General features: G+C 50.2%; 23 protein-coding genes. 8 read left to right on the plus strand and 15 right to left on the minus strand.

All coding sequences use genetic code 11. The annotated features are described in order from the left end of the window. Position 1 precedes the first annotated feature (1 nt). The 6 genes from tatA to udp form a co-directional block, all read right to left on the minus strand. Positions 2-262, minus strand: a complete 261-nt coding sequence (gene tatA, locus GBAG_RS00070; protein WP_034492140.1) for a Sec-independent protein translocase subunit TatA — start codon at positions 260-262, stop codon at positions 2-4. An 85-nt stretch (positions 263-347) separates the two neighbouring features. Further along, a complete protein-coding gene (gene ubiB, locus GBAG_RS00075) occupies positions 348-1,988 on the minus strand; it encodes a ubiquinone biosynthesis regulatory protein kinase UbiB (RefSeq protein ID WP_034492143.1) in 1,641 nt (546 codons plus the stop codon). Continuing rightward, positions 1,985-2,590, minus strand: coding sequence for a ubiquinone biosynthesis protein UbiJ (gene ubiJ / locus GBAG_RS00080; RefSeq protein WP_034492145.1), 606 nt, complete (start codon positions 2,588-2,590; stop codon positions 1,985-1,987). Before ubiJ ends, ubiB begins: the two co-directional genes overlap by 4 nt. A gap of 13 nt (positions 2,591-2,603) precedes the next feature. Further along, on the minus strand, positions 2,604-3,359 hold the full coding sequence (gene ubiE / locus GBAG_RS00085) for a bifunctional demethylmenaquinone methyltransferase/2-methoxy-6-polyprenyl-1,4-benzoquinol methylase UbiE (RefSeq protein ID WP_034492146.1): 756 nt from the start codon (positions 3,357-3,359) through the stop codon (positions 2,604-2,606). Positions 3,360-3,449: 90 nt separating this feature from the next. Next, a complete protein-coding gene (rmuC, locus tag GBAG_RS00090; protein WP_034492148.1) occupies positions 3,450-4,883 on the minus strand; it encodes a DNA recombination protein RmuC in 1,434 nt (477 codons plus the stop codon). Between the two features lie 134 nt (positions 4,884-5,017). After that, the gene (udp, locus tag GBAG_RS00095; RefSeq protein ID WP_034492150.1) at positions 5,018-5,779 is read right to left on the minus strand and encodes a uridine phosphorylase; all 762 of its coding nucleotides are present in this window, start codon (positions 5,777-5,779) and stop codon (positions 5,018-5,020) included. Between the two features lie 267 nt (positions 5,780-6,046). On the opposite strand from udp, the gene GBAG_RS00100 reads away from it, so the two are divergent. The 4 genes from GBAG_RS00100 (at position 6,047) to GBAG_RS00115 (ending at position 9,029) form a co-directional block, all read left to right on the plus strand. Further along, complete coding sequence (locus GBAG_RS00100; RefSeq protein WP_034492152.1) at positions 6,047-6,874, plus strand: dienelactone hydrolase family protein; 828 nt, start codon at positions 6,047-6,049, stop codon at positions 6,872-6,874. A 361-nt stretch (positions 6,875-7,235) separates the two neighbouring features. Then, complete coding sequence (locus tag GBAG_RS00105) at positions 7,236-8,102, plus strand: hypothetical protein (protein ID WP_081908359.1); 867 nt, start codon at positions 7,236-7,238, stop codon at positions 8,100-8,102. Positions 8,103-8,104: 2 nt separating this feature from the next. Further along, on the plus strand, positions 8,105-8,572 hold the full coding sequence (locus GBAG_RS00110) for a hypothetical protein (RefSeq protein ID WP_034492154.1): 468 nt from the start codon (positions 8,105-8,107) through the stop codon (positions 8,570-8,572). Next, a complete protein-coding gene (locus GBAG_RS00115) occupies positions 8,565-9,029 on the plus strand; it encodes a DUF1240 domain-containing protein (protein WP_034492157.1) in 465 nt (154 codons plus the stop codon). The genes GBAG_RS00110 and GBAG_RS00115 overlap by 8 nt, the downstream gene beginning before the upstream one ends. An 82-nt stretch (positions 9,030-9,111) precedes the next feature. On the opposite strand, the gene metE is transcribed toward GBAG_RS00115, so the two are convergent. Further along, positions 9,112-11,373, minus strand: coding sequence for a 5-methyltetrahydropteroyltriglutamate--homocysteine S-methyltransferase (metE, locus tag GBAG_RS00120; protein WP_034492160.1), 2,262 nt, complete (start codon positions 11,371-11,373; stop codon positions 9,112-9,114). 117 nt (positions 11,374-11,490) lie between these two features. On the opposite strand from metE, the gene metR reads away from it, so the two are divergent. Next, on the plus strand, positions 11,491-12,444 hold the full coding sequence (gene metR / locus GBAG_RS00125) for an HTH-type transcriptional regulator MetR (RefSeq protein ID WP_034492162.1): 954 nt from the start codon (positions 11,491-11,493) through the stop codon (positions 12,442-12,444). Here metR and GBAG_RS00130 read toward each other — a convergent pair. From GBAG_RS00130 to pldB, 3 genes are all read right to left on the minus strand, one after another. After that, positions 12,332-13,231 (minus strand): carboxylate/amino acid/amine transporter, encoded by a 900-nt coding sequence (locus tag GBAG_RS00130; protein WP_034492164.1) that lies wholly within the window; start codon positions 13,229-13,231, stop codon positions 12,332-12,334. The two genes, metR and GBAG_RS00130, sit on opposite strands and share 113 nt — an antisense overlap. 111 nt (positions 13,232-13,342) lie before the next feature. Then, positions 13,343-14,149 carry a sugar/pyridoxal phosphate phosphatase YigL gene (gene yigL / locus GBAG_RS00135; RefSeq protein ID WP_034492166.1) on the minus strand — a complete coding sequence of 269 codons (807 nt, stop codon included), beginning with the start codon at positions 14,147-14,149 and terminating at the stop codon, positions 13,343-13,345. 33 nt (positions 14,150-14,182) lie between these two features. Then, positions 14,183-15,175 (minus strand): lysophospholipase L2, encoded by a 993-nt coding sequence (gene pldB / locus GBAG_RS00140; protein ID WP_034492167.1) that lies wholly within the window; start codon positions 15,173-15,175, stop codon positions 14,183-14,185. Between the two features lie 79 nt (positions 15,176-15,254). Between pldB and rhtB the strand changes: the two genes are divergently transcribed. Next, positions 15,255-15,875: a homoserine/homoserine lactone efflux protein gene (gene rhtB, locus GBAG_RS00145; RefSeq protein WP_034492168.1), complete on the plus strand. Its 621-nt coding sequence runs from the start codon at positions 15,255-15,257 to the stop codon at positions 15,873-15,875. Here rhtB and rhtC read toward each other — a convergent pair whose 3' ends face one another. The 3 genes from rhtC to pldA form a co-directional block, all read right to left on the minus strand. Next, positions 15,876-16,499 (minus strand): threonine export protein RhtC, encoded by a 624-nt coding sequence (rhtC, locus tag GBAG_RS00150; RefSeq protein WP_034492268.1) that lies wholly within the window; start codon positions 16,497-16,499, stop codon positions 15,876-15,878. A gap of 67 nt (positions 16,500-16,566) precedes the next feature. Then, the gene (gene recQ / locus GBAG_RS00155) at positions 16,567-18,393 is read right to left on the minus strand and encodes an ATP-dependent DNA helicase RecQ (RefSeq protein WP_034492169.1); all 1,827 of its coding nucleotides are present in this window, start codon (positions 18,391-18,393) and stop codon (positions 16,567-16,569) included. Positions 18,394-18,423: 30 nt separating this feature from the next. Then, the gene (gene pldA / locus GBAG_RS00160) at positions 18,424-19,293 is read right to left on the minus strand and encodes a phospholipase A (RefSeq protein WP_034492172.1); all 870 of its coding nucleotides are present in this window, start codon (positions 19,291-19,293) and stop codon (positions 18,424-18,426) included. A gap of 173 nt (positions 19,294-19,466) precedes the next feature. Here pldA and yigI point away from each other — a divergent pair, with 173 nt between their 5' ends. Further along, the gene (yigI, locus tag GBAG_RS00165) at positions 19,467-19,937 is read left to right on the plus strand and encodes an acyl-CoA thioesterase YigI (protein WP_034492175.1); all 471 of its coding nucleotides are present in this window, start codon (positions 19,467-19,469) and stop codon (positions 19,935-19,937) included. 51 nt (positions 19,938-19,988) lie between these two features. Continuing rightward, a complete protein-coding gene (gene rarD, locus GBAG_RS00170) occupies positions 19,989-20,903 on the plus strand; it encodes an EamA family transporter RarD (protein WP_034492177.1) in 915 nt (304 codons plus the stop codon). Positions 20,904-20,939: 36 nt separating this feature from the next. Here the strand turns inward: rarD and corA are convergent, their stop codons facing one another. After that, the gene (gene corA / locus GBAG_RS00175) at positions 20,940-21,890 is read right to left on the minus strand and encodes a magnesium/cobalt transporter CorA (protein WP_034492179.1); all 951 of its coding nucleotides are present in this window, start codon (positions 21,888-21,890) and stop codon (positions 20,940-20,942) included. A gap of 164 nt (positions 21,891-22,054) precedes the next feature. Next, positions 22,055-22,111: a YsgD/CorL family protein gene (gene ysgD / locus GBAG_RS23210; protein WP_425591286.1), complete on the minus strand. Its 57-nt coding sequence runs from the start codon at positions 22,109-22,111 to the stop codon at positions 22,055-22,057. Positions 22,112-22,241: the final 130 nt, after the last annotated feature.

Below are 22,241 nucleotides of genomic sequence, written 5' to 3' on the forward strand. Positions count from 1 at the left end.
TTTACACCTGCTCTTTATCGTTGCTCTTTGCTTCGTCTTTCTTCACTTCGCCAGGCTGCTTATCAGCAAGCGTTTTCGCTGTGAAATCAGCATCCTGAACGGATTTGTCTTTCTCTTTGTCTTCATCGTCACCCATGGCTTTTTTAAAGCCTTTGATGGATGCGCCCAAATCAGAGCCGATAGAACCGAGTTTTTTGGTGCCGAAAAGCAGAACGACGATCACGGCAATGATCAACAATTGCCAAATACTGATACCACCCATAATGTTGCCTCAAAGTCACAGTGATAAAAAGAATAACGGTCTGTATTGTACCGCACGTTGTCTGTTAAAAACGATTAAAAACAACTCAGGCCGAGCGCCGCCAGCCAATCAACCAGGTCACAATGCCGCCAGCCATTATCCAGGCAGGCATAAATTCCCATTCAGGCTTGTTAATGAGTAATAACGTGCCGCTTATCATCAGCGTCGCACCGATGCCGAACAGGTAGCGCGATTGTGCCTGACGAACCTGATTGCGTTGTAAATCACGCGTTATTTTATCAACACTATTTTGTAATTGTTTACCCTGGCGCAAACTGTCGTACATCAGTTCCGGTAGCTCTGGCATTTTTTCAATCCAGAACGGCGCTTTCTCTTTAAGGGTGCGAATAAGTGCCGGTATTCCAACCTGATCTTTGATCCAGTCTTCCAGGAAAGGTTTGGCTGTTTTCCACAAATCCAGTTCTGGATAAAGCTGTCTTCCGAGGCCTTCAACGTAAAGAAGCGTCTTTTGCAGCAAAACAAGCTGTGGCTGAACTTCCATATTAAAGCGACGAGCCGTGTTAAACAGGTTCAGCAACACGTGGCCAAAAGAAATCTCGGCCAGCGGTTTCTCGAAGATAGGTTCGCAAACAGTACGAATCGCAAACTCAAAGTCTTCAACGTTGGTATCGGGAGGTACCCAGCCAGAGTCCACATGCAACTCAGCCACTTTGCGATAATCACGGTTAAAGAAAGCAATAAAGTTTTCTGCCAGATAGCGCTTATCTTCCTTGTTGAGCGAGCCAACAATGCCGCAGTCGATACCGATATATTGCGGATCTTCCGGGTGCTCATAGCTAACAAAGATGTTGCCAGGATGCATATCAGCATGGAAGAAACTGTCGCGGAAAACCTGAGTGAAGAACACCTGCACGCCACGTTCTGCCAACAATTTCATGTTAGTCCCTTGCTTGTGAAGCATGGCAATATCAGAAACGGGAATGCCGTAGATGCGCTCCATCACCATCATGTCCTGACTACAATAGTCAGAGAACACTTCCGGCACATACAGCATTGGGCTGTCTTCAAAATTCCGACGCAACTGGATAGCATTCGCAGATTCACGTAGAAGATTCAGCTCATCAATGAGTGTTTTTTCGTATTCACGCACCACTTCCAACGGGCGCAAACGGCGACCATCAGGCAGGAGTCGTGGCACCCAACGCGCGAGGCGATAGATAAGCTTCATATCGGCTCTAATAATCGGCAGGATATCCGGGCGAATCACTTTGATGACCACTTCTCGGCCATTTTCTTTCAGGCGAGCCGTATGAACCTGGGCGATAGAAGCCGACGCCAACGGTGTGATATCAAAATCATCGAACCAGGTCTCAACAGGAATGCCGCCCATCGCTTGTTCGATTTGTTGTTTTGCTAATGCTCCATCAAACGGGGCAACACGGTCCTGGAGCATGGCAAGCTGATCAGCTATTTGCGGTGGAAACAGGTCGCGACGAGTTGAGAGCATCTGCCCAAACTTAATCCATACCGGACCCAGTTCCTGTAATGCCAGCCGTAAACGCTCACCGAGGAGTTTGTCTTTATGACGGTTTGGCATCCAGAAAAGCATACGTCGCCAGATACGTAACGGCAGCGTAATGCGGATACGCGGGATCAGCTCATCCAAACCGTAACTCAAGAAAGTGCGAACGATGAAATAGAGGCGGCGAATTTCTCCAGGCGTCATTTGTTCTCCAGTTTTTCCAGTCGCGCAACGAGTGCTTCGACCTGACGTTCGACTGCTGCCGTTTCCTCAGCAAACCATGCGACTTCCAGCGAGCCTGGAGCCATCTTCCACTCTTCAGTAATCGCTTCTGAAAGGTATTGTTGGTTACGGCTGAAGCCTTTTTTTAGCAACTTACTGCCGCCGCGAATCACCTTGCCGATGCCTTCCGCAGCAATGTCGCCGATATACGGAGCCAACAATTCTGCCGGATCAAATTCAGCAAGGTCCATCAACGCAACCCAATTCTGAACGACCTGAAGATCGCCTTCTACTTCCAGCTCACCGCTACGAATCAGCGCAGTAAGCTGTTGCCTGTCACGCAGTTTTGGCAGAGTGCTAAGAGCGGTTTTCACCACACAATCTGCTTCACCTTCCCATTGACCTAACACGTCAATTTGCTGCTCGCTGAAGACTAAAACGAGGGGAGAAGCGAACTCTTTGAGCTCGACGCGCAACACCTTACCCATTAAGCGCTGACGTGCCGCTTTTAATCCCCGGTCACGCCAGAGAAAGGTATTGAGAACACTTTCAATCCCAGCAGTCATCAGAGGTGTAAAAGGCATCACGAACTCCCTGTCAGAATTTATAACCACGGTGCAAAGCAACAACGCCAGCGGTCAGGTTGAAGTAAGTGGTGTTTTCAAAGCCCGCATCTTCCATCATCGCTTTCAGCGTTTCTTGATCCGGGTGCATGCGAATCGACTCCGCCAGATAACGGTAGCTTTCTGCATCCTGCGCCACGATTTCACCGATACGCGGCAGAATATGGAATGAGTACGCGTCGTAGGCTTTGCTCAGGGGTTCGATAATCGGTTTGGAGAACTCCAGAACCAACAGGCGACCGCCCGGCTTTAATACGCGATACATAGAACGCAGTGCTTTCTCTTTGTCTGTCACATTACGCAGACCGAAAGAGATAGTGATGCAGTCAAAGAAGTTATCCGGGAATGGCAGAGCTTCGGCGTTAGCCTGAACATAGTTCACATTGCCAACTACACCGATATTGCGAAGTTTCTCGCGGCCCATTTTCAGCATTGAGTCGTTGATATCTGCCAGAACCACTTCGCCTGTTTCACCGACCAGACGAGAGAATTTAGCGGTTAAATCACCGGTGCCTCCCGCTAAATCGAGTACACGCTGACCACGACGGACACCACTGCAATCAATGGTGAAACGCTTCCAGATGCGATGGATGCCGAATGACATCAGATCATTCATTACGTCGTATTTTGCGGCCACAGAGTGGAACACATTAGCGACCATATCGGCCTTTTGCTCTTTCGCTACAGTGCGAAAACCAAAGTGTGTTGTTTCCTGGGATTCTTCAACCATCTCAATGCCTGCTTGTCCAAAAAATGTTTGTGAAGTGTAACAGAATGAGGCCTAAAGCCCTATGCTTCAAGCCATGCGCTTGACCTGGGTTTAACGTTCACCCACGATATGTCTGTTATCCAAATTGTTGTCATCCAGGTTTTCTTCATCTAATTCATGCTCGTGGCGAGCTGAATTATCGTCTTCTTCAAATCTGGCCTGCTCGACCAAATCTGGATTAATCTCACGTTTAACCTCAACACCCAGGCCACGAAACGCATCGGCCTGCACGAGAATATTGCCACGTCCCGAAGCGAGTTTTTTCATCGCCTGCCGGTAGTTATCCTGCGCTTTATCGAGGCTCTGGCCTATCGCCGACATATCATCAACAAAGAGGCGCATTTTGTCATATAGCCGACTGGCACGTTCGGCAATTTGTTGCGCATTCCGGCTTTGATGTTCATAACGCCACAAATTGGCAACGGTTCTTAATGCCACCAACAATGTGGTTGGGCTAACCAGCATGATGTTATTTTTCAGCGCTTCGCTGATGAGTTCAGGCTGGCGGTCAATCGCCAGTAAAAATGCAGGTTCGACGGGGATAAACATCAACACATAATCCAGCGAACGCAAACCCGGTAATTGCTGATAATCTTTGCGGCCCAGCATACGAATGTGATTACGCATCGCTGCAATATGTTCATTGAGCGCACTTTCTCGCGTTAACTCGTCGTCGCCATTGTAATAACGTTCATAGGCCACCAGCGTCATCTTGGCGTCGATCACCACATCTTTGCCTTGCGGCAAACGTACGATGACATCTGGCTGCATACGGCTGTTATTTTCGAGCTGGATATTCACCTGAGTTTCGTATTCATAACCTTCACGTAAACCGGATGCTTCCAGTACGCGGGTCAATACGACCTCGCCCCAGTTACCCTGCGTTTTGTTATCCCCTTTCAGGGCTTTGGTGAGGTTTAGCGCCTCTTGCGCCATCTGAGCATTTAGCTGCTGAAGGTTGCGGATCTCATGAGTCAGCGTGTGCCGCTCGCGAGCCTCCTGACCAAAGCTATCCTGCACCTGGCGGCGAAAGCCATCCAGTTGTTCGCGCAATGGCGACAGCAAGCCATTCAAACTTTGGCGGTTTTGTTCTTCAACTTTTCGGCCGCTTTGTTCAAAGATTCGGTTGGCGAGGTTTTCAAATTGTTCGCTGAGTCGCTGTTCGCTATTAAGCATCTGGCGATGTTTATCGTCAGCATTTAGACGGGTTTGTTCCAGCAATGTGGAGAGTTCGCGGATATCCGCTTCCTGCGCACTGTTGATTTCTAGCTGCGTGCGTAATTCACGATTGAGTTGCTCACATTCTTCTTTCCAGTGCTGGTTTTGCTGCATTTCTTGCCGGGCAGCAGTGAGTTCGCCGTAGATTTCTCGCTGCTCTTCATACAGTGCAGATTGCCGCTGGGCTGCCCGTAAACTTGCCAGCAACCAGCCAGTCAGAACACCAACCAGCGCAATACCGAGCCCGAATAAAATAGAAATATCCACAGTCACTCCCACAAAGCCATACCAGGCATCAGCAAAATAAAATTGTGCTGTATAAATGTCCAGATGAAAAGGAGTTTACTGCGAGGCGTTACGCAAAGCGTAAAAATAAGCCGGCTTGCACCGGCTTTAAGGGATTAGATTAAGCGACGAGCAGCTTCGACCACAATTTTCACCGCGTGGCTTTCGGTTTTCTTCATGGTTTCAGCGTTAGGAATTTCTTGCTGAGTACGGTTTACAATCACGCCTGCAACCATACCGGCACGCAGACCCTGGCTTGCGCACATGGTCAGCAGTGTGGCGGATTCCATCTCATAGTTCATCACACCCATCTGCTGCCACTCTTCCATGGAGCCTTTGTAGCGGTTCACTACGCGGCCTGAGAAGGTGTCGTAACGCTCCTGGCCTGGGTAGAAAGTATCGGAGGACGCCGTCACACCAATGTGCGTGGTCGCGCCGATAGACTTCGCAGCTTCAACCAGAGCGGTGGTACACGCAAAATCAGCAACCGCTGGGAATTCCATTGGCGCAAAGTGCAGGCTGGCACCATCAAGGCGCACAGAAGCCGTAGTCACCAGAACATCACCGACGTTGATATGTGGCTGAATCGCACCGGTCGTGCCAATACGCAAGAAGGTACGAATGCCCAACTGCGCTAATTCTTCCACAGCGATAGAAGTAGACGGGCCACCGATACCGGTTGAGCAGACGATCACTGGCTTGCCGTCTAACTCAGCACGCCAGGTAGTAAATTCACGGTGGGCAGCCAATTTGACCGGCTTGTCCATCAGTACAGCGATTTTTTCAACTCGCTCAGGGTCGCCCGGGACGATGGCAAGTGTTGCCCCCTGCAGGTCGCTTTTAGTGAGGCCGAGGTGAAAAACATCAGACTTGGACATAACAGACTCCTCTGTTTAATAGGTTGGCTTGCATTGCTTAGAGGTACTGTACAGAACCCCGGCAAAGAATTTCGTGACGCATTTCACTTTGAATGAAACAAGTTACATTATTTTCAACTGCAATAGTGATGAAAATCACATTTATGCAGGTATTCATTCATTGCGCTTATACCGAAACAACAGACACCGAACCACTCCCAAATTCATTCAATTTGCACGGGGTTGGCTATAGTTACCGCTGTGCGCTATTAAAAAAGGATAATGACAATGAAAGAAGAACGACAATCAGGTCAATCGCCGGGCGGAAATTTCGCACCCGCGGCCTCCCCTCTTGCTTCCACTGTATTACATACCCCGGACGACGGAGTTCTGGCAGGGGAAACTTCTATACCCACTCAGGGCGAAAACATGCCCGCTTACCACGCCAGGCCGAAAGGTGTTGAAGGCTCTTTACCGATCGTCATTGTGGTGCAGGAAATTTTCGGCGTACATGAACACATTCGGGATGTTTGCCGTCGCCTGGCGTTAGAAGGCTATCTTGCTGTCGCGCCGGAGCTCTACTTCCGCCAGGGCGATCCTAATGATTTTGCTGATATTCAGACGCTGTTTAGCGGGCTGGTTTCTAAAGTTCCCGATGCGCAAGTTCTGGCAGATCTCGATCACGTAGCCAACTGGGCAGCGAGAAATGGCGGTGATGCACACCGCCTGATGGTGACTGGTTTTTGTTGGGGTGGACGTATCGCATGGTTATACGCCGCGCATAATCCACAACTGAAAGCGGCGGTCGCCTGGTACGGTAAACTGGTGGGAGAAAAATCGCTGAATTCTCCACATCACCCGGTCGATGTGGCTATCAACCTTAATGCACCGGTACTCGGACTTTACGGCGGGCAAGATACGGGAATACCGCTGGATACCGTAGAAACCATGCGCCAGGCGTTACGCGCAGCGAATGCTAACGCAGAAATTATCGTCTATCCCGAAGCAGGTCATGCCTTCAATGCAGATTATCGTCCGAGCTACCATGAAGAATCAGCAAAAGATGGCTGGCAGCGCATGCTGCGCTGGTTCGAGCGTTACGCGGCCAAGAAGTAACGGATTTCGCCCTGGTGCCGCCAGGGCATTTCCATAGAGATAATAAGTGTATTAGCTCACACTCTTGAGTCTGTTTATTTTAATTCTGTCGCCTTACAGCACGTTGGTGTATGGATTATTGATTACATTCGAAAATGAAGGTGGGTTTAAGTAGAGGGAACTTAGTTCTATAGCCTGTTACATATTTTTATTGGCTTATATATTTAATCAATAATTTACAGGATGGGCATTAAGTATATAAATAGTTAATAACCGGATTGATTCTATAAATAATTTGCATCCCTTTATTCTTAAGAACAGAATCTGAAAACCTTCTGTTTAAAACATATTTCTTAAGAAACCATGATAAAGGGAATAAATCATGTCAGAACTGAGGCCGCATAAACCCAAAGACTATTTGTTAGACGAGCATACCTTTAGCTCCTTTCCCAGCATGAGCCCCGCAATACGTGATATGGCCGTAATGAACGGTACATTTATTACAGAAAGCCGCTACATCATGTTGCTTACGCTGGATGAAGCGCAGAATGTTGTGGATGAACTTCTCGGCAAGGTCGATTACATGTTTTCTTACCGGGCTGGCCCAGGAAACATTAAAGACGGTTTGGATGGGTTTCGAACTGCCAGTAAATTGATGACATACCATAATGAATTTGGAAAACTCGTTATCAGATTCCAGTCACTGGGAATCAGAGCGCTAAAATGCCGTATAGGCGGAACGGATTATATTAAATTAACTGGCTACCCTGCATTACGACGTATTCTGAATGGCACACGTTATAGTTTACGCAATCCACAAATACTGGAAGTGGGGATTGGAATACGTGGACTCGGTACTTCAATTGTTAAAGGCACTAAATTTTGTATTTGTTGCTCACTTGCCTGGCGAGCCGTGGAACTGATATTTAAATCGAATTATGATCTGGTTGATTTTTTAGTTGATGTCACGATGGACGTGGCAAAGATTATTGTGTCGAGTGTGGCGGTTGGGGTTGTGGGTGGGGTAGCAGTTTTGTTTGGCGCACCGATAATAGTTACTACATTTGGAGTTATAATACTTGGTCTTATCTTAAATTCCGAACTAAATGCATTAGATGATCAGATTGGTTTATCTGCCAGCCTAAAAGAAAAATTACGCATTGCCCTGGCAGAAGAGCAACGGATCAACGAGTGGAATCAACAACACTCTTCTTCATTTTTAAACTTACTCGCGAATACATCGGACTAAAAATGAGCAGAAATACTATCTTAAAGTGGTTGCTCTATAAAGGCGCTGCTATTATTTTGATCTTAATAATGTCTGCGATAGTTTATTGCATTTTATTTATCGACGACACGATAGATCAGTTATGGTCATTATATTTGCATGGTGACATTATCTCATACAATGCTAAAGGTATAGCGGGTGCGGCCGGGCTCCCTATTTATATCTATAGTATATGTGCGGGCATTCGTGTGCTTTTCTCAAAAGGAGTAATGCCACCCACCAAGCAAACAGCTATTGGCGTTATTTTCATGCCATTTTTTGTAATTACGACCATTCCAGGCTTCATCATCGCATTTTTAATTCCCATCGGCCTGATGTTTACACCTTACCACAACTGCCCTCAGGAAAAGCTCGGTGCTTTTTATGTTACAGACTTAAAGCTATGCAAAAACATCGATTACAAAAACTGGACCTTAGAAAGACATGAGTAGAGAAACTATTTTAGAATGGCTCCTGTATCGTGGCGCTGCTGTCGTTTTGATAGCAATTATGTCCGCCGTACTTTATTTTATTTTCTTCTCCGTACCAATGTATGACCTTCACTCATTATATATGCATGATGAAATTATCGTTTACCATACTAAAGCTGTCGCTGGAGCAGCAGGAACCCCAATATATATTTACTTTATATTAATTTCACTTCGAGTACTTTTCATGAGAGGAATAAAACCCCCAACGACCCAAACCTTCATTGGAAGAATTTATGGAGCATTTAGTTTAATTATCAGCATAGTATGTCTCATCATCGCATTCCTAATCCCCATCGGCTTGGCGTTTTCACCTTATAGTAATTGCCCGCAAGAAAAACTCGGCAATTATTATGTCACTGACTTAGAACTCTGTAAGACCATCGAACCCAGAAACTGGAAGATAGAGAAAAAGCAATAATGCCGAATGAGGCTGTGCTTATCCGGCATACACGTTTAAATTTTGTAGGGTGGATAAGCGCCAGCGTCATCCACCGTTTTACTTAAGCGTTACGCAGATTCTGTGCCGCTTTCACCATGTTTGCCAGTGCCTGGCGAGTTTCCGTCCAGCCACGGGTTTTAAGACCGCAGTCCGGGTTCACCCACAAACGTTCTGCCGTAACAGACTCTGCCGCTTTCCTTAGCAGAGCTTCAATCCATTCCACGCTCGGCACATTCGGTGAGTGAATGTCATATACGCCCGGCCCGATTTCATTCGGGTATTCAAACTCTTTAAATGACTCCAGCAGGTCCATATCGGAACGCGAGGTTTCGATGGTGATCACGTCTGCATCCAGCGCTGCAATAGAATCCATGATGTCATTGAACTCGCAGTAACACATATGCGTGTGGATTTGCGTGTCGTCTCGCACCACGGCAGCGTTCAGGCGGAAGGCTTCCACACCCCATTCCAGATACGCCTGCCAGTCGGAACGGCGCAGCGGTAAACCTTCGCGCAGAGCGGGTTCATCAATCTGGATGATGCCGATACCTGCAGCTTCCAGATCTGCCACTTCGTCGCGCAGCGCTAATGCGATTTGCTTAGCGATAGTTTCGCGGCTCACATCTTCGCGTGGGAATGACCAGCACAAAATGGTCACCGGACCAGTCAGCATGCCTTTTACCGGTTTGTCGGTCAGGGATTGCGCGTATTTCGCCCATTCCACGGTAATCGCTTCCGAGCGGCTGATGTCACCAATCACTACCGGTGGTTTCACACAGCGGGAACCGTAACTCTGCACCCAACCATTTTGCGTAAATACGAAACCGTCGAGATGCTCGCCGAAATACTCCACCATGTCGTTACGTTCCGCTTCACCATGCACCAGCACGTCCAGACCTAAGCGTTCCTGTTCAGCAACGGCTTGTTTGATATGTTCGGCGATACCGGTGCGATAGTTATTCGCATCCAGGTTACCTTTTTTGAACTCCAGGCGCAGGCCACGAATTTCCGTCGTTTGCGGGAATGAACCGATAGTCGTTGTCGGCCAGGTCGGGAGATTGAAGCGCTGGCGCTGTGCCACGGCACGATCGGCGTAGTCACTCTGGCGTTGGCTGTCTTGCGCCGTAATGGTCGCCAGACGTTTGCCAACTGCCGCATTATGGACACGCTGTGAATGGCGGCGAGCCTGAATTGGCGCACTCCACTCAACTAGTTTTTCAGTGTTGCCGCTGTTCAGCGCATCAGTGAGCAAAGACAACTCGGCACATTTTTGCAGCGCGAAGGCAAACCAGCTTTTTACTTCTGCATCCAGACGGGTTTCAACGCTCAGGTCGATTGGGCTATGTAACAGCGAGCAAGAAGAGGCAACCCAAAGATCACGTTTGCCCACCAGACCCTGCAGTTGCGCATATTTCTCCGTTAAATCAGCACGCCAGACGTTACGGCCATTAATCACACCCGCCGACAGCAGCCAGTTGGCTGGCAGTTGTTGATGCAGCGTGTTGATATCGTCTTTGCCATGCACGAAATCGACGTGCAAACCCTGAACGTGCAGCGCCGTAATCGTATTCAGATTGGGCGTCACGCCTTCAAAATAGGTGGTCAAGAGCAGTTTAACGTTACCCGCCAGTGCATCGTAAGCCGGTTGGAACGCATCCAGCCATTCTTGCTGTAACTCCAGCACCAAAGCAGGTTCGTCGATTTGCACCCATTCGATGCCACGCTTTGCCAGCTCAGCCAGCACCTGTTGGTAAACCGGCAGAATATCTTTCAGCAAGCTCAGGCGGTCAAACGGCTCGCCTTTCACTTTACCCAGCCATAGATAAGTGACCGGGCCAAGCAGCACAGGTTTTACGTTATGGCCGAGTGCCAGCGCTTCGTCTACTTCATCCAGCAGCTGTGTCCATGTCAGTTTGAACTGCTGGCCTTTGGTGAATTCCGGGACCATGTAGTGGTAGTTAGTGTTGAACCATTTGGTCATTTCAGCGGCTGCGGCTGGCTCACCAGTGGGTGCACGGCCACGGCCCAGACGGAATAAAGTGTCGATATCGACGCTGCCGTCCGCGTTCTGATGACGAGCCGGCACATTGCCAAGCAGCAAGCTGGTGGTCAGAACGTGATCGTACCAGGCGAAATCGCCCACTGGCAGCAGTTCCACACCAGCTTCTTTTTGTTGTTCCCAGTGGCGAGCACGCAGTTCGCGGCCCACCGCCAGCAATTCTTCCTGAGTGGAGTTGCCTGCCCAGTAGCTTTCTTGTGCTTTTTTCAGTTCGCGACGCAGGCCAACACGTGGGAAGCCGAGGGTGTGATTAAGTATTGTCATGTTATGCCCCTTGAGGAATTTTTCGTATTTAGCCATCCAGATGTTTACACCGCCATCTTGCAAATGTACTGTATATTCCTCAAGCGCAATTTGCTCATGCCGAAGTGAAGGACTTTCATGATCGAGATCAAACACCTGCGGACGCTCCAGGCGTTACGAAATTGCGGCTCTTTAGCCGCCGCCGCCGCCGCGTTGCATCAAACCCAATCGGCGCTCTCTCATCAGTTCAGCGATCTGGAGCAGCGGCTTGGGTTCCGCCTGTTTGTCCGTAAAAGTCAGCCACTACGGTTTACGCCGCAGGGCGAGGTGCTACTGCAATTGGCTGAACAAGTGTTACCGCAGATAAGCCGCGCGCTACAGGCCTGTAACGAACCACACCAGACCCGGCTTCGCATCGCAATCGAATGCCATAGCTGTATTCAGTGGCTGACGCCCGCGCTGGAAAACTTCCATAAAACCTGGCCGCAGGTGGATCTGGATTTCAAATCTGGCGTGACGTTCGACCCGCAGCCTGCTCTGCAACAAAGTGAGCTGGATATCGTGTTAACGTCTGACATCCTGCCGCGCAGCGGTCTGCACTATTCGCCGATGTTTGATTATGAAGTGCGCCTGGTGCTGGCCACGGATCACCCGCTGGCGAATAAAACGCGTATTGAGCCGGAAGATTTGAGCAGCGAAACGTTATTGATTTACCCGGTCCAGCGCCAACGTCTGGATATCTGGCGGCATTTCCTGCAACCAGCGGGCGTAAGTCCGTCGCTGAAAAGTGTCGATAACACGTTGTTGTTGATTCAGATGGTGTCGGCACGCATGGGAATTGCCGCGCTGCCGCATTGGGTAGTGGAGAATGTTGAACGCCAGGGTCTGGTTGTGACCAAAACCCTGGGTGAAGGACTGTGGAGCCGGTTGTACGCAGCCGTGCGCGATGGCGAGCAGCGTCAACCGGTGACGGAAGCCTTTATTCGCTCGACGCGTTCACACGCTTGCGAGCATCTGCCGTTTGTGAAGAACGCGGAGCGACCCAATGGCGATGTACCCATAGCGAAGCCATTATCACCGACCCACCAATAATAAAACTCGGCCAGTGGGGTTGCTCTTGCCAGATGGCGAGGTTAACCAGCAGCCCCGCCGGAACATGCACGTTGTTCATGATGCCGAGCGTGCCCGCATCCACCTGCGTGGCACCGTAGTTCCACATGAAGTACCCCAATCCTGACGCGACAACCCCAAGCCACACCAGAATGCCCCATTGCAGATTTGTCGTCGGCAGTTTTTGCGGGTTCCCAAGCGCAAACCAGGCTGTTACAGCCACGACTGCCGCCCCGAGGTAGAACCACGAAAATGCGCAACGTTGCGGCATCGGGTGCGTTTCCATCAGGCGTTTATAACCCACCATCCCGATGGCGAAACAGATGTTTGCGCCCTGCACCAGTAACAGTCCAATCCAGAAGTGATCGCTGACTTTGTCGTAGCGAATAATCGCCGCGCCAATCACCGCCAACCCGGCGCTTAACGCATAGCCCCAGCGCAGTTTGTTGCCACTGATCAGGTCGTAAATCAGCGTGACGTAAAGTGGCGTCATTACCGTAAACAGCAGGAATTCAGAAACGGTGAGGTAGAGATAAGCCTGGAAGCTAAACAGGTACATCACACCGAGTTGTAACGCGCCCACCAGCATGTACAGCAGCAGCGTTTTCGCGCTGTAGCCTTTGAAACGCAGGAACGGCAGGAACACTAACGCCGCAAGTCCGACGCGCATCAGCACGGAAAAATAGCTGTCGACATGCCCGGCAAGGTATTCGCCAATCAGGCTAAAAGAGAAGGCCCACAGAATGGTGGTGATGATGAGTAACGGCACGATGAAGTCTCAACTACAGGCAATTTATTCACCATTGTAGCGAAGGGTATGAACCGGAGCTGAACTATTTGGTTGACGAGTGGTGATTTATTCACCACTCGATTTCACGAATCAATCTTTACCGAGGAACATCTTACGCAGGTAATGTGGAACCGCGTTATCAGCGTTGGTGCCGATGACTTCCAGCTCTGGCAGCAAGTCTTTAAGGCGCTGGTGAGCGTTGCCCATGATGCAGCCTTTGCCCGCCATGCTGAGCATTTCAGCGTCATTCATGCCGTCGCCAAAGGAAATACAGTCTTTCAGGCCGTAGCCCATCGCTTTGGATACCGCTTCCAGCGCATGGCCTTTTGACACGCCACCTGCCATCACTTCCAGGCAAGTCAGCGTCGAGAAACTCACGTTCACGCGATCGCCCCAGCGAGCGAGCAACGCTTGCTCCAGCGGCAGCAATTTTTCGTGAGAATCACAGGTGAAGAACACTTTGCTGACGCCATCGGCTTCCAGCAAACCTGGCTCAAACAGGCTGTAGTTAAACACGGCTTCTTTAAAATACTTCATCTCTTCAGGACGATGGCGGTTCATAAACCACTGATCGCCGCGATAGACGTTGGTCACGATATCTTGATTGGTATGCACGACACCAAAGAGATCCTGAGCGATGTCATGGTCGAGATCGTGGCTGAACACCAGGTTGCCGTCAGTATCATGCACGCGCGCGCCGTTAGAGGTGATCATGTAGGCTTTGATTTCGAGGTTATCGCGAATTTGCCCCACGTCGATATGGTGGCGACCCGTTGCGAAGACGAAATTAACTCCTTCAGCAGTGAGCAGTTTCAGCGTTTCTTTTGCATACGGAGTAAGAAGGTGATCGGGGGACAGCAACGTGCCATCTAAGTCAGACGCAACGACATGGTACATAGGATTTGGAACCTCTGGTGTTTAAGTCGGTATTTAGTTATGCCTATCAAAAAAAGCGATGATGGCATTCAGCGCTTCGGTCCGCATATCGTCCTTTTCGAACAGGATCTCATGATACGCACCGTTTATGACGTAAGGTGTTTCCCCCTCACAAGGGTTGCCCGCCGCGGCTCGAATTTCACAGAATTGGTCATGGGCGCGGTTGTCCACCACACGTTCCTCTTCTGCCTGCAGGATAAAAATCGGCGTGGTGATAGCAGTGGCTCCCGCTAAAACCTGTTCTCCTGCGAGTATCCCTTCTCTTACCCAATGATTCGTTGGCCCGCCCACCCGCAATGCTGGCTCGTCAGCATAAAAACGCAGGTTGCGGCGGTAACGTTCACGGCTATGGGTCAGGACATTAACGCCAAATGGTAGAGCGCGCCAGCGGCCTGTTCCGATTGCATAACCTTCACGAAAACGCTGATGTCCCTCGGCCCAGTCAAGAATATGGCGCACCATCCAATCCGGCCAGCGCAGCGCGATGCCAAACATTGGCGCACAAAGTGCAACCGCATCAAAACATTGTGAGTTTTTTTCAAGCCACAAAGTGATGATGGCACCGCCCATGGAATGCGCTAACGCATAGCGTTTTCTCCACGGGCCATTCGCGACTTCATGTTGATAAAAGCGGTCAAAATCGTCGACATAGTCGCTAAATCTCGCGACATGGCCACGATGCGAATCCGATAGCATGCGCCCTGAACGGCCTTGTCCACGATGGTCGATGATTAAAACATCGAATCCACAATGGAATAAGTCATAAGCCAGTTCAGCATATTTGACGTAGCTTTCGATGCGCCCAGGGCAAACAACAATCACCCGGTCATGATCCTGCGAGCGAAACCGTACGTAGCGTACCGGCACTTCATCGACGCCTGAAAATTCACACTCTTCGCGCTGTCGCCAGAAGTCCATCAACGGACCGGTGGTGAAAGCCGCAAAGGCGTTTTCCCTGTTTGACCATCCATTTTTATGCTGAGTCATATCGCTTTTTTGTGATTCGTAGCACGCTCATCAACAATAGCGTATTGTGGCATAAAAGTGTCCATCCAGGGAATTTCACATGAGCGTTGAGTGGTGGTTAACCTATCTTTTGACCACGATAATCCTGAGTCTTTCACCCGGTTCCGGGGCGATAAATACGATGACTACGGCCATTAGCCATGGCTATCGAGGAGCAGCGGCGTCGATTGCCGGGCTGCAAACCGGGCTGGCGATTCACATCGTATTAGTTGGGATTGGCCTCGGCGCATTGTTTTCACGTTCACTGCTGGCATTTGAAATTCTGAAATGGGCGGGGGCTGCTTATCTTATCTGGCTTGGCATTCAGCAATGGCGTGCCGCAGGTGCCATTGACTTGAACACTCTCGCCACGAGCCAACCACGCAGCCGCCTGTTTAAACGTGCAATTTTTGTGAACCTGACCAACCCCAAAAGCATTGTGTTTCTGGCTGCACTTTTCCCGCAGTTTATCGCACCCCATGAGCCACAGGCGGCGCAGTATTTAGTGCTCGGCGTAACCACCGTAGTGGTCGATATTATTGTGATGATTGGCTATGCGACGCTGGCGACGCGAATTGCAGGCTGGATTAAAGGGCCAAAGCAGATGAAAGCGTTGAACCGCGTATTTGGTTCGCTGTTTATGCTGGTTGGCGCACTCCTTGCCGGAGCACGCCAGGCATAATTAACGGGAGATGATCAGGTGAATGCCGAATCCGGCAAACAAGGCACCGGCAACTCCATCAATCCACTTCGCAACGCGCTGATAACCACGGCGCATTTGCGGCAGTGCGAACAAGCTGGCAACGACGGTGAACCAGGCAAAGGTTTCCAGGGCAATCATCACGAATAACCCCCAACGCTCGGCGCTGCCAACATCATTACTGACGAACAGTGAAAACACGCTGCCGAAGTAAATGATAGCTTTAGGATTCGAGAGATTAGTCAGCAAGCCTTTCAGGAAACTACGCCCGCTGCGAGCCAGCTCAACACTGACTTCTTCTGTCGGCTTAACCGTTTCTTTTTTCAATGCACTGCGCAGCATCTGATACCCCATCCAGCACAGATACAAGCCCCCGCCGACCATAATAATACTGTGTAACCATGCCATTTTTTCAAGGATAAGGTTAAGGCCGAGCAACGCCACACCGGCCCAGACCATGACGCCGCAGGTAATACCCAGCACACCCATCATGGCTTCTTTACGTGAACGGCTAACGGCTGTTTGCGAGACAAAGAAGAAATCCGGGCCAGGGGTAATCAATGCGACGATATGTAGAACCGCCACCGTGAGGAAAAGCATCAACATAGGAAATAACTCGCGCAAAAAATATTCAATGAAAGGTTATCCTGCCACGTTCGTGCAGGACTGGCTACTACTCATCTTCGCCGTCGACATGGCTACGAATAAGTGCCATAAACTCGCGGCCAAAGCGTTCCAGTTTTCGTGTACCGACACCGTTAACGCCCAGCATTTCACCCGGAGAGAGCGGCATTTGTTCAGCCATTTCGATAAGCGTGGCATCGTTAAACACCACATAGGGCGGGATATTTTCTTCATCCGCAATGGCTTTACGCAGCTTGCGCAATTTGGCAAACAGTTTGCGATCGTAATTGCCGCCGAACACTTTCGGGCTGGATTTCGATTTGATGGCCACAATACGCGGCACCGCCAACATTAACGGTTCTTCGCCACGTAAATACGGGCGAGCCGCTGCGGTAAGTTGCAACGCCGAGTGTTGGGCAATATTTTGCGTCACCACGCCGAGGTGAATCAGCTGGCGAATAACGCTAACCCAGTGCTCGTGGGTCTGGTCACGGCCAATGCCATAAACGGGTAATTTATCGTGCTGAAACTCGCGAATACGTTGGTTATTGGCACCGCGCAGGACTTCCACGACATAACCCATACCAAAGCGCTGATTGACGCGATAAATACAGGACAGTGCTTTTTGCGCGTCCACCAGCCCGTCGTAGCGACGCGGCGGATCGAGGCAAACATCGCAGTTGCCGCAAGATTGCTGGCGGCCTTCTCCAAAGTAATTCAACAACACCAGGCGGCGACAAGTCTGCGCTTCGGCAAATGCGCCCATCGCGTTGAGTTTGTGGCGCTCGATATCCTGCAATTGCCCGACCGGCTTTTCTTCGAGGCATTTACGCAACCACGCCATATCGGCCGGATCGTAAAATAGCATCGCTTCCGCAGGCAGGCCGTCACGCCCGGCGCGACCGGTTTCCTGGTAGTAAGATTCGATGTTACGTGGGATATCAAAGTGCGCGACAAACCGCACATTGGGTTTGTTGATACCCATGCCAAAAGCCACAGTGGCGACAACAATTTGCAGATCGTCGCGCTGGAATTTTTCCTGCACTTCGGCGCGAACCTGGTGTTCAAGCCCGGCGTGATAAGCGCCAGCGCTGATCCCTTTGCTTTGCAGACGCGCGGCGGTGTCTTCAACTTTTGCGCGGCTATTGCAGTAAATAATGCCGGATTTTCCGCGCTGGTCTTGTACGTAACGCATCAATTGATCGAGAGGTTTAAACTTCTCCATCAGCATGTATCGGATATTTGGGCGGTCAAAGCTACTGATTTGAATTAGCGGATCGTGCAGGCCAAGCAGACGCACGATATCAGCACGCGTGGTGTCATCAGCCGTTGCGGTGAGGGCAATAAATGGCACCGTCGGCAGGCGTTGGCGCAGTTGGCCTAATGCGGCATATTCCGGGCGGAAATCGTGACCCCACTGAGAAATACAGTGCGCTTCATCCACCGCCACCATCGACAAATGCCAGTGGCTGATTTGGTCGATGAAGTTATCCATCATCAAACGTTCTGGTGCGATATAAAGCAGGCGGATTTGCCCGGTGCGACAACCCGCCATCACTTCTTGCTGCTGTTCGCGAGTTTGCGTGGAGTTAAGACAGGCCGCCGCCACACCGTTTGCCAGCAGCTGATCGACCTGGTCTTTCATCAGGGAAATCAGCGGGGAGACGACAACCGTTAGCCCGCCAAATACCAAGGCCGGAATCTGATAGCACAGGGATTTACCACCGCCGGTTGGCATAACAACCAGGCAATCGCGCCCTTCCAGCACCGTTTCGATGATGGTTTCCTGACCCGGGCGGAACTGTTGATAGCCAAAGGTATCTTGCAAAACCTGTCTGGCCAGCACTGCCTGATTAATTACTTCCGCCTGTGTCACGCTTTCCCCACCACAAAAACCGCCAATTTCTTAGAACAGATCGTTAAGCATAACGCCGACACCGAAGCGTGTCTGGTTAAAGTTGTAATCAATTAATGACTCGCCGTAGCCGCTATAAAGTTGGGTATAGAGGCGAACGTGTTTAGTCACCGGATAACTAAAGCCTAATTCCGCACCGCCGTAGCCGGTATTCCAGTTGTACTGGCCTTTCATACTCAGAATGGCATCGCCAAACTGGTAGCCGACACGCAACTGGTAATAGCCCATGTATTTCGTGATGTCCGGGTTATCATCAGTGCTGCCAATGACATACCACGGCTTCGCTTCCACCATCCAGTTACCGTTTTCCGCCATCAGACGCGTGTAGAGGCGGTTCCAGCTCCGGGAAGTTGGGTCGGAACGACCATTGGAGTCGTGATTATAACCAAATTCAACATCACGCAATGTCCAACCCGCGAATGACTCGTCCGTTGCGAAGCCCAGGAAAACTTGCGGCTCATAGTTGGTTTCGCGGAAGGGTGCAGATTCACCGCTGTTCGACAACTGCCACCAGGATTTCTGAGTATAAGAAGCGCCCAGGACGGAATTTGGCCCGACGATGCCACGCCAGATAGGGAACGCGAGGCTCAGTTGGAATTTCACTTCGTCTTTTCTGGCATTATCAGACCAGTTGTAACTGCGGATCGCTTCTTTATTGAGGTCGTCTGTCACCGTATAAATCAAATAGTTAGTTTCATACGGATAGAGCGTGAATGGATTATCGTGTTCCAGAAGCATATTGGCGATGATGCTACCGCGTACGGCGGGTTTGTCATGCACTTGTTTGATCGTTGCTTCCTGTGCGTAAGCAGTCAGAGGCAACAGGCTTGCAGCCACTAACCATCCCAGAAACGTGCGCATCGGCAATGTTCTCCTGAATAAAAAAGGTTTCAAATTATTTTCTGAGACACATTCTACATAGGAATGAATGTGCACGCTCGGTCTACATTTCTTAAAGTGGCAATCAACGATTGCGAAGCATAAAATAAACAAATAATTAACATTACGTTTTTTGCTTTGATCGAGGATGATCCATGTCTACCCCATTTCTGACCCCTGAAGCTGCCCTCCAACTGGTTGGTGAGATTTTTGTTTATCACATGCCTTTTAACCGGGCGCTGGGTCTGGAACTCATACGTTACGAGAAAGACTACGCCGAGCTTTGCTTCAATAACCAGCCGATGATGGTAGGAAACTGGGCACAAAGTATTTTGCACGGCGGGGTGATTGCCTCTTCGCTAGACGTCGCGGCTGGCCTGGTTTGCGTGGGCAGCACGCTGACTCGCCACGACAGCATTAGCGAAGAAGAACTACGCCAGCGTCTGTCGAAAATGGGCACCATCGACCTGCGTGTCGATTACCTGCGACCTGGGCGCGGGCAACGTTTTACCGCCAGCAGCAGCCTGCTGCGTGCCGGGAATAAAGTCGCGGTTGCGCGTGTGGAATTACACAACGAAGACCAGCTGCATATCGCCAGTGCGACGGCGACCTACATGGTAGGGTGAGAAGATAAATCCTGTTACTATTTGCAAACTATTTACCAACGAGTTCTTTTCATGGATGCGAAACAAACCCGCCAGGGCGTGTTACTTGCGCTGGCGGCGTACTTTATGTGGGGTATCGCGCCTGCATATTTCAAGTTAATTAACTATGTCCCGGCTGATGAAATCCTGACGCATCGCGTGATTTGGTCATTCTTCTTTATGGTGGTGCTGATTAGTCTGAGCCGCCAGTGGCCACAGGTGAAAAAATCCTGCCAGAACCGTAAGAAGGTTTTTGCCATGGCACTCTCGGCGGTGCTGATTGGTGGTAACTGGCTACTGTTCATTTGGGCGGTGAATAACAATCACATGCTGGAAGCCAGCCTGGGTTATTTCATCAACCCGCTGGTTAACGTATTGCTGGGGATGATTTTTCTCGGCGAACGTTTCCGCACAATGCAGTGGGTAGCCGTGGGCCTTGCTGCTTGTGGGGTTCTGGTTCAGCTTTGGACATTCGGCTCGCTGCCAGTCATCGCTCTTGGTCTTGCATTTAGCTTCGCGTTTTACGGCCTGGTGCGTAAGAAAATTGCCGTGGATGCACAAACCGGCATGTTAGTAGAAACGCTGTGGCTGTTGCCCATTGCCGCAATTTACTTATTTGGCATCGCTGATAGCTCAACCAGCCATATGGGGCAAAACTCAATGTCGTTGAACTTAATGCTGATTGCCGCGGGCGTGGTAACAACGATTCCATTGCTGTGTTTCACCGCTGCGGCAACGCGTTTGCGCCTCTCGACACTGGGTTTCTTCCAGTATATTGGTCCAACGCTGATGTTCCTGCTGGCAGTAACGTTCTACGGTGAAGTGGTGGGCAAAGATAAGTTGCTGACCTTTGGGTTTATCTGGGCAGCGCTGGCGTTGTTTATCCTGGATGCGGTTTATACGCAGAGAAATTCGCGGATAGCGGCGCGCGCGGTCGCGCAGAAGTAAAAAAGGGAGCCAATCGGCTCCCTTCTCATTTTCATCTCACAACCAGTTTTTACGCTTGAAGTAGAGATACGGCGCGAGGCCTGCGAGGATCATGACGATAATCGCCGCCGGATAACCGAAGCTCAGTTTCAACTCGGGCATAAACTCAAAGTTCATCCCGTAGCTGGATGCAACAAGCGTCGGTGGCAGGAATACGACCGATACCACCGAGAAGATCTTGATGATGCGGTTCTGCTCGATGTTGATAAAGCCCATCGCCGCCTGCATCAGGAAGTTCACCTTCTGGAACAGCGATTCGTTGTGTGGCAACAGGGATTCGATATCGCGCAGGATCTCACGCGCCTGCTCAAGCTGACCGCTCGGCAAACGTGCTTTACGCACCAGGAAGTTGAGCGCGCGTTGGGTATCCATCAGACACAAACGGACTTTCCAGCCGATATCTTCAAGCTCAGCAAGCGTAGAAAGCGCGGCGTCATATTCATCGCCCTGGTGCCCTTCCATGATTACACGACTGAGTTTTTCGAGGTCGCTATAAATGTTTTCGATTTCATCTGCCAGCTGTTCGATTTTGGTTTCAAACAGATCGAGCAGTAATTCATAGGCGTTGCCGTCAACCATATTCTGGCTACGAGCGCGCATACGATAGAGGCGAAATGCAGGTAGTTCACGCTCACGCAGCGTAAACAGGCGGCCTTCACGAATGGTGAATGCCACGGTGCTGTTGCCCGCGTGATCGTCTGCATCTTCATAAAAGAAAAATGAGTGGATGTGCAAACCGTCTTCGTCTTCAAAGAAACGCGCGGATGCTTCGATGTCTTCCAGTTCCGGGCGGGTTGCCAGGCTTTGACCAAGTTCCGTTTGCACGCGCTGACGCTCGCTCTCTTCAGGCTCGACCAAATCAACCCAAACAGAATTGCTCAGGTTATCGGCCTCATCTAATTCAAGACGGGACAGACGATTGTTTTCCAGTTGAAATGCGCTCAGCATGACCGGTACTCCCAATGCAAAAAAATATCAGGGACAGTTCGGTTGGCACACAGACAGAAACAATATAGGTTTCAGACCATTAAAAAGTCTGACTCATTGCGACGGGATATACGAGATATGGGGTCGCCGACAACCACTAAGGCTATCAGCATTCGAGGATAGCCTTAGTGGTTGTACCTGGATGACAGGTAATTGAGCCAGTATTTACTGGGTGTGTCCAAGGCGAGTGTCCTCTTAGCGTAATCGTGCGCGCATGTTACGCCACCACAAATATGGCGTCAACACGCAACGGGACACCGCTTGCGAATAAATACCCTCGGTGTTTAAAGGGTAGCAAAAGCGTAAAAAACT

Source organism: Buttiauxella agrestis ATCC 33320, from assembly GCF_000735355.1.
Classification (GTDB): domain Bacteria; phylum Pseudomonadota; class Gammaproteobacteria; order Enterobacterales; family Enterobacteriaceae; genus Buttiauxella; species Buttiauxella agrestis.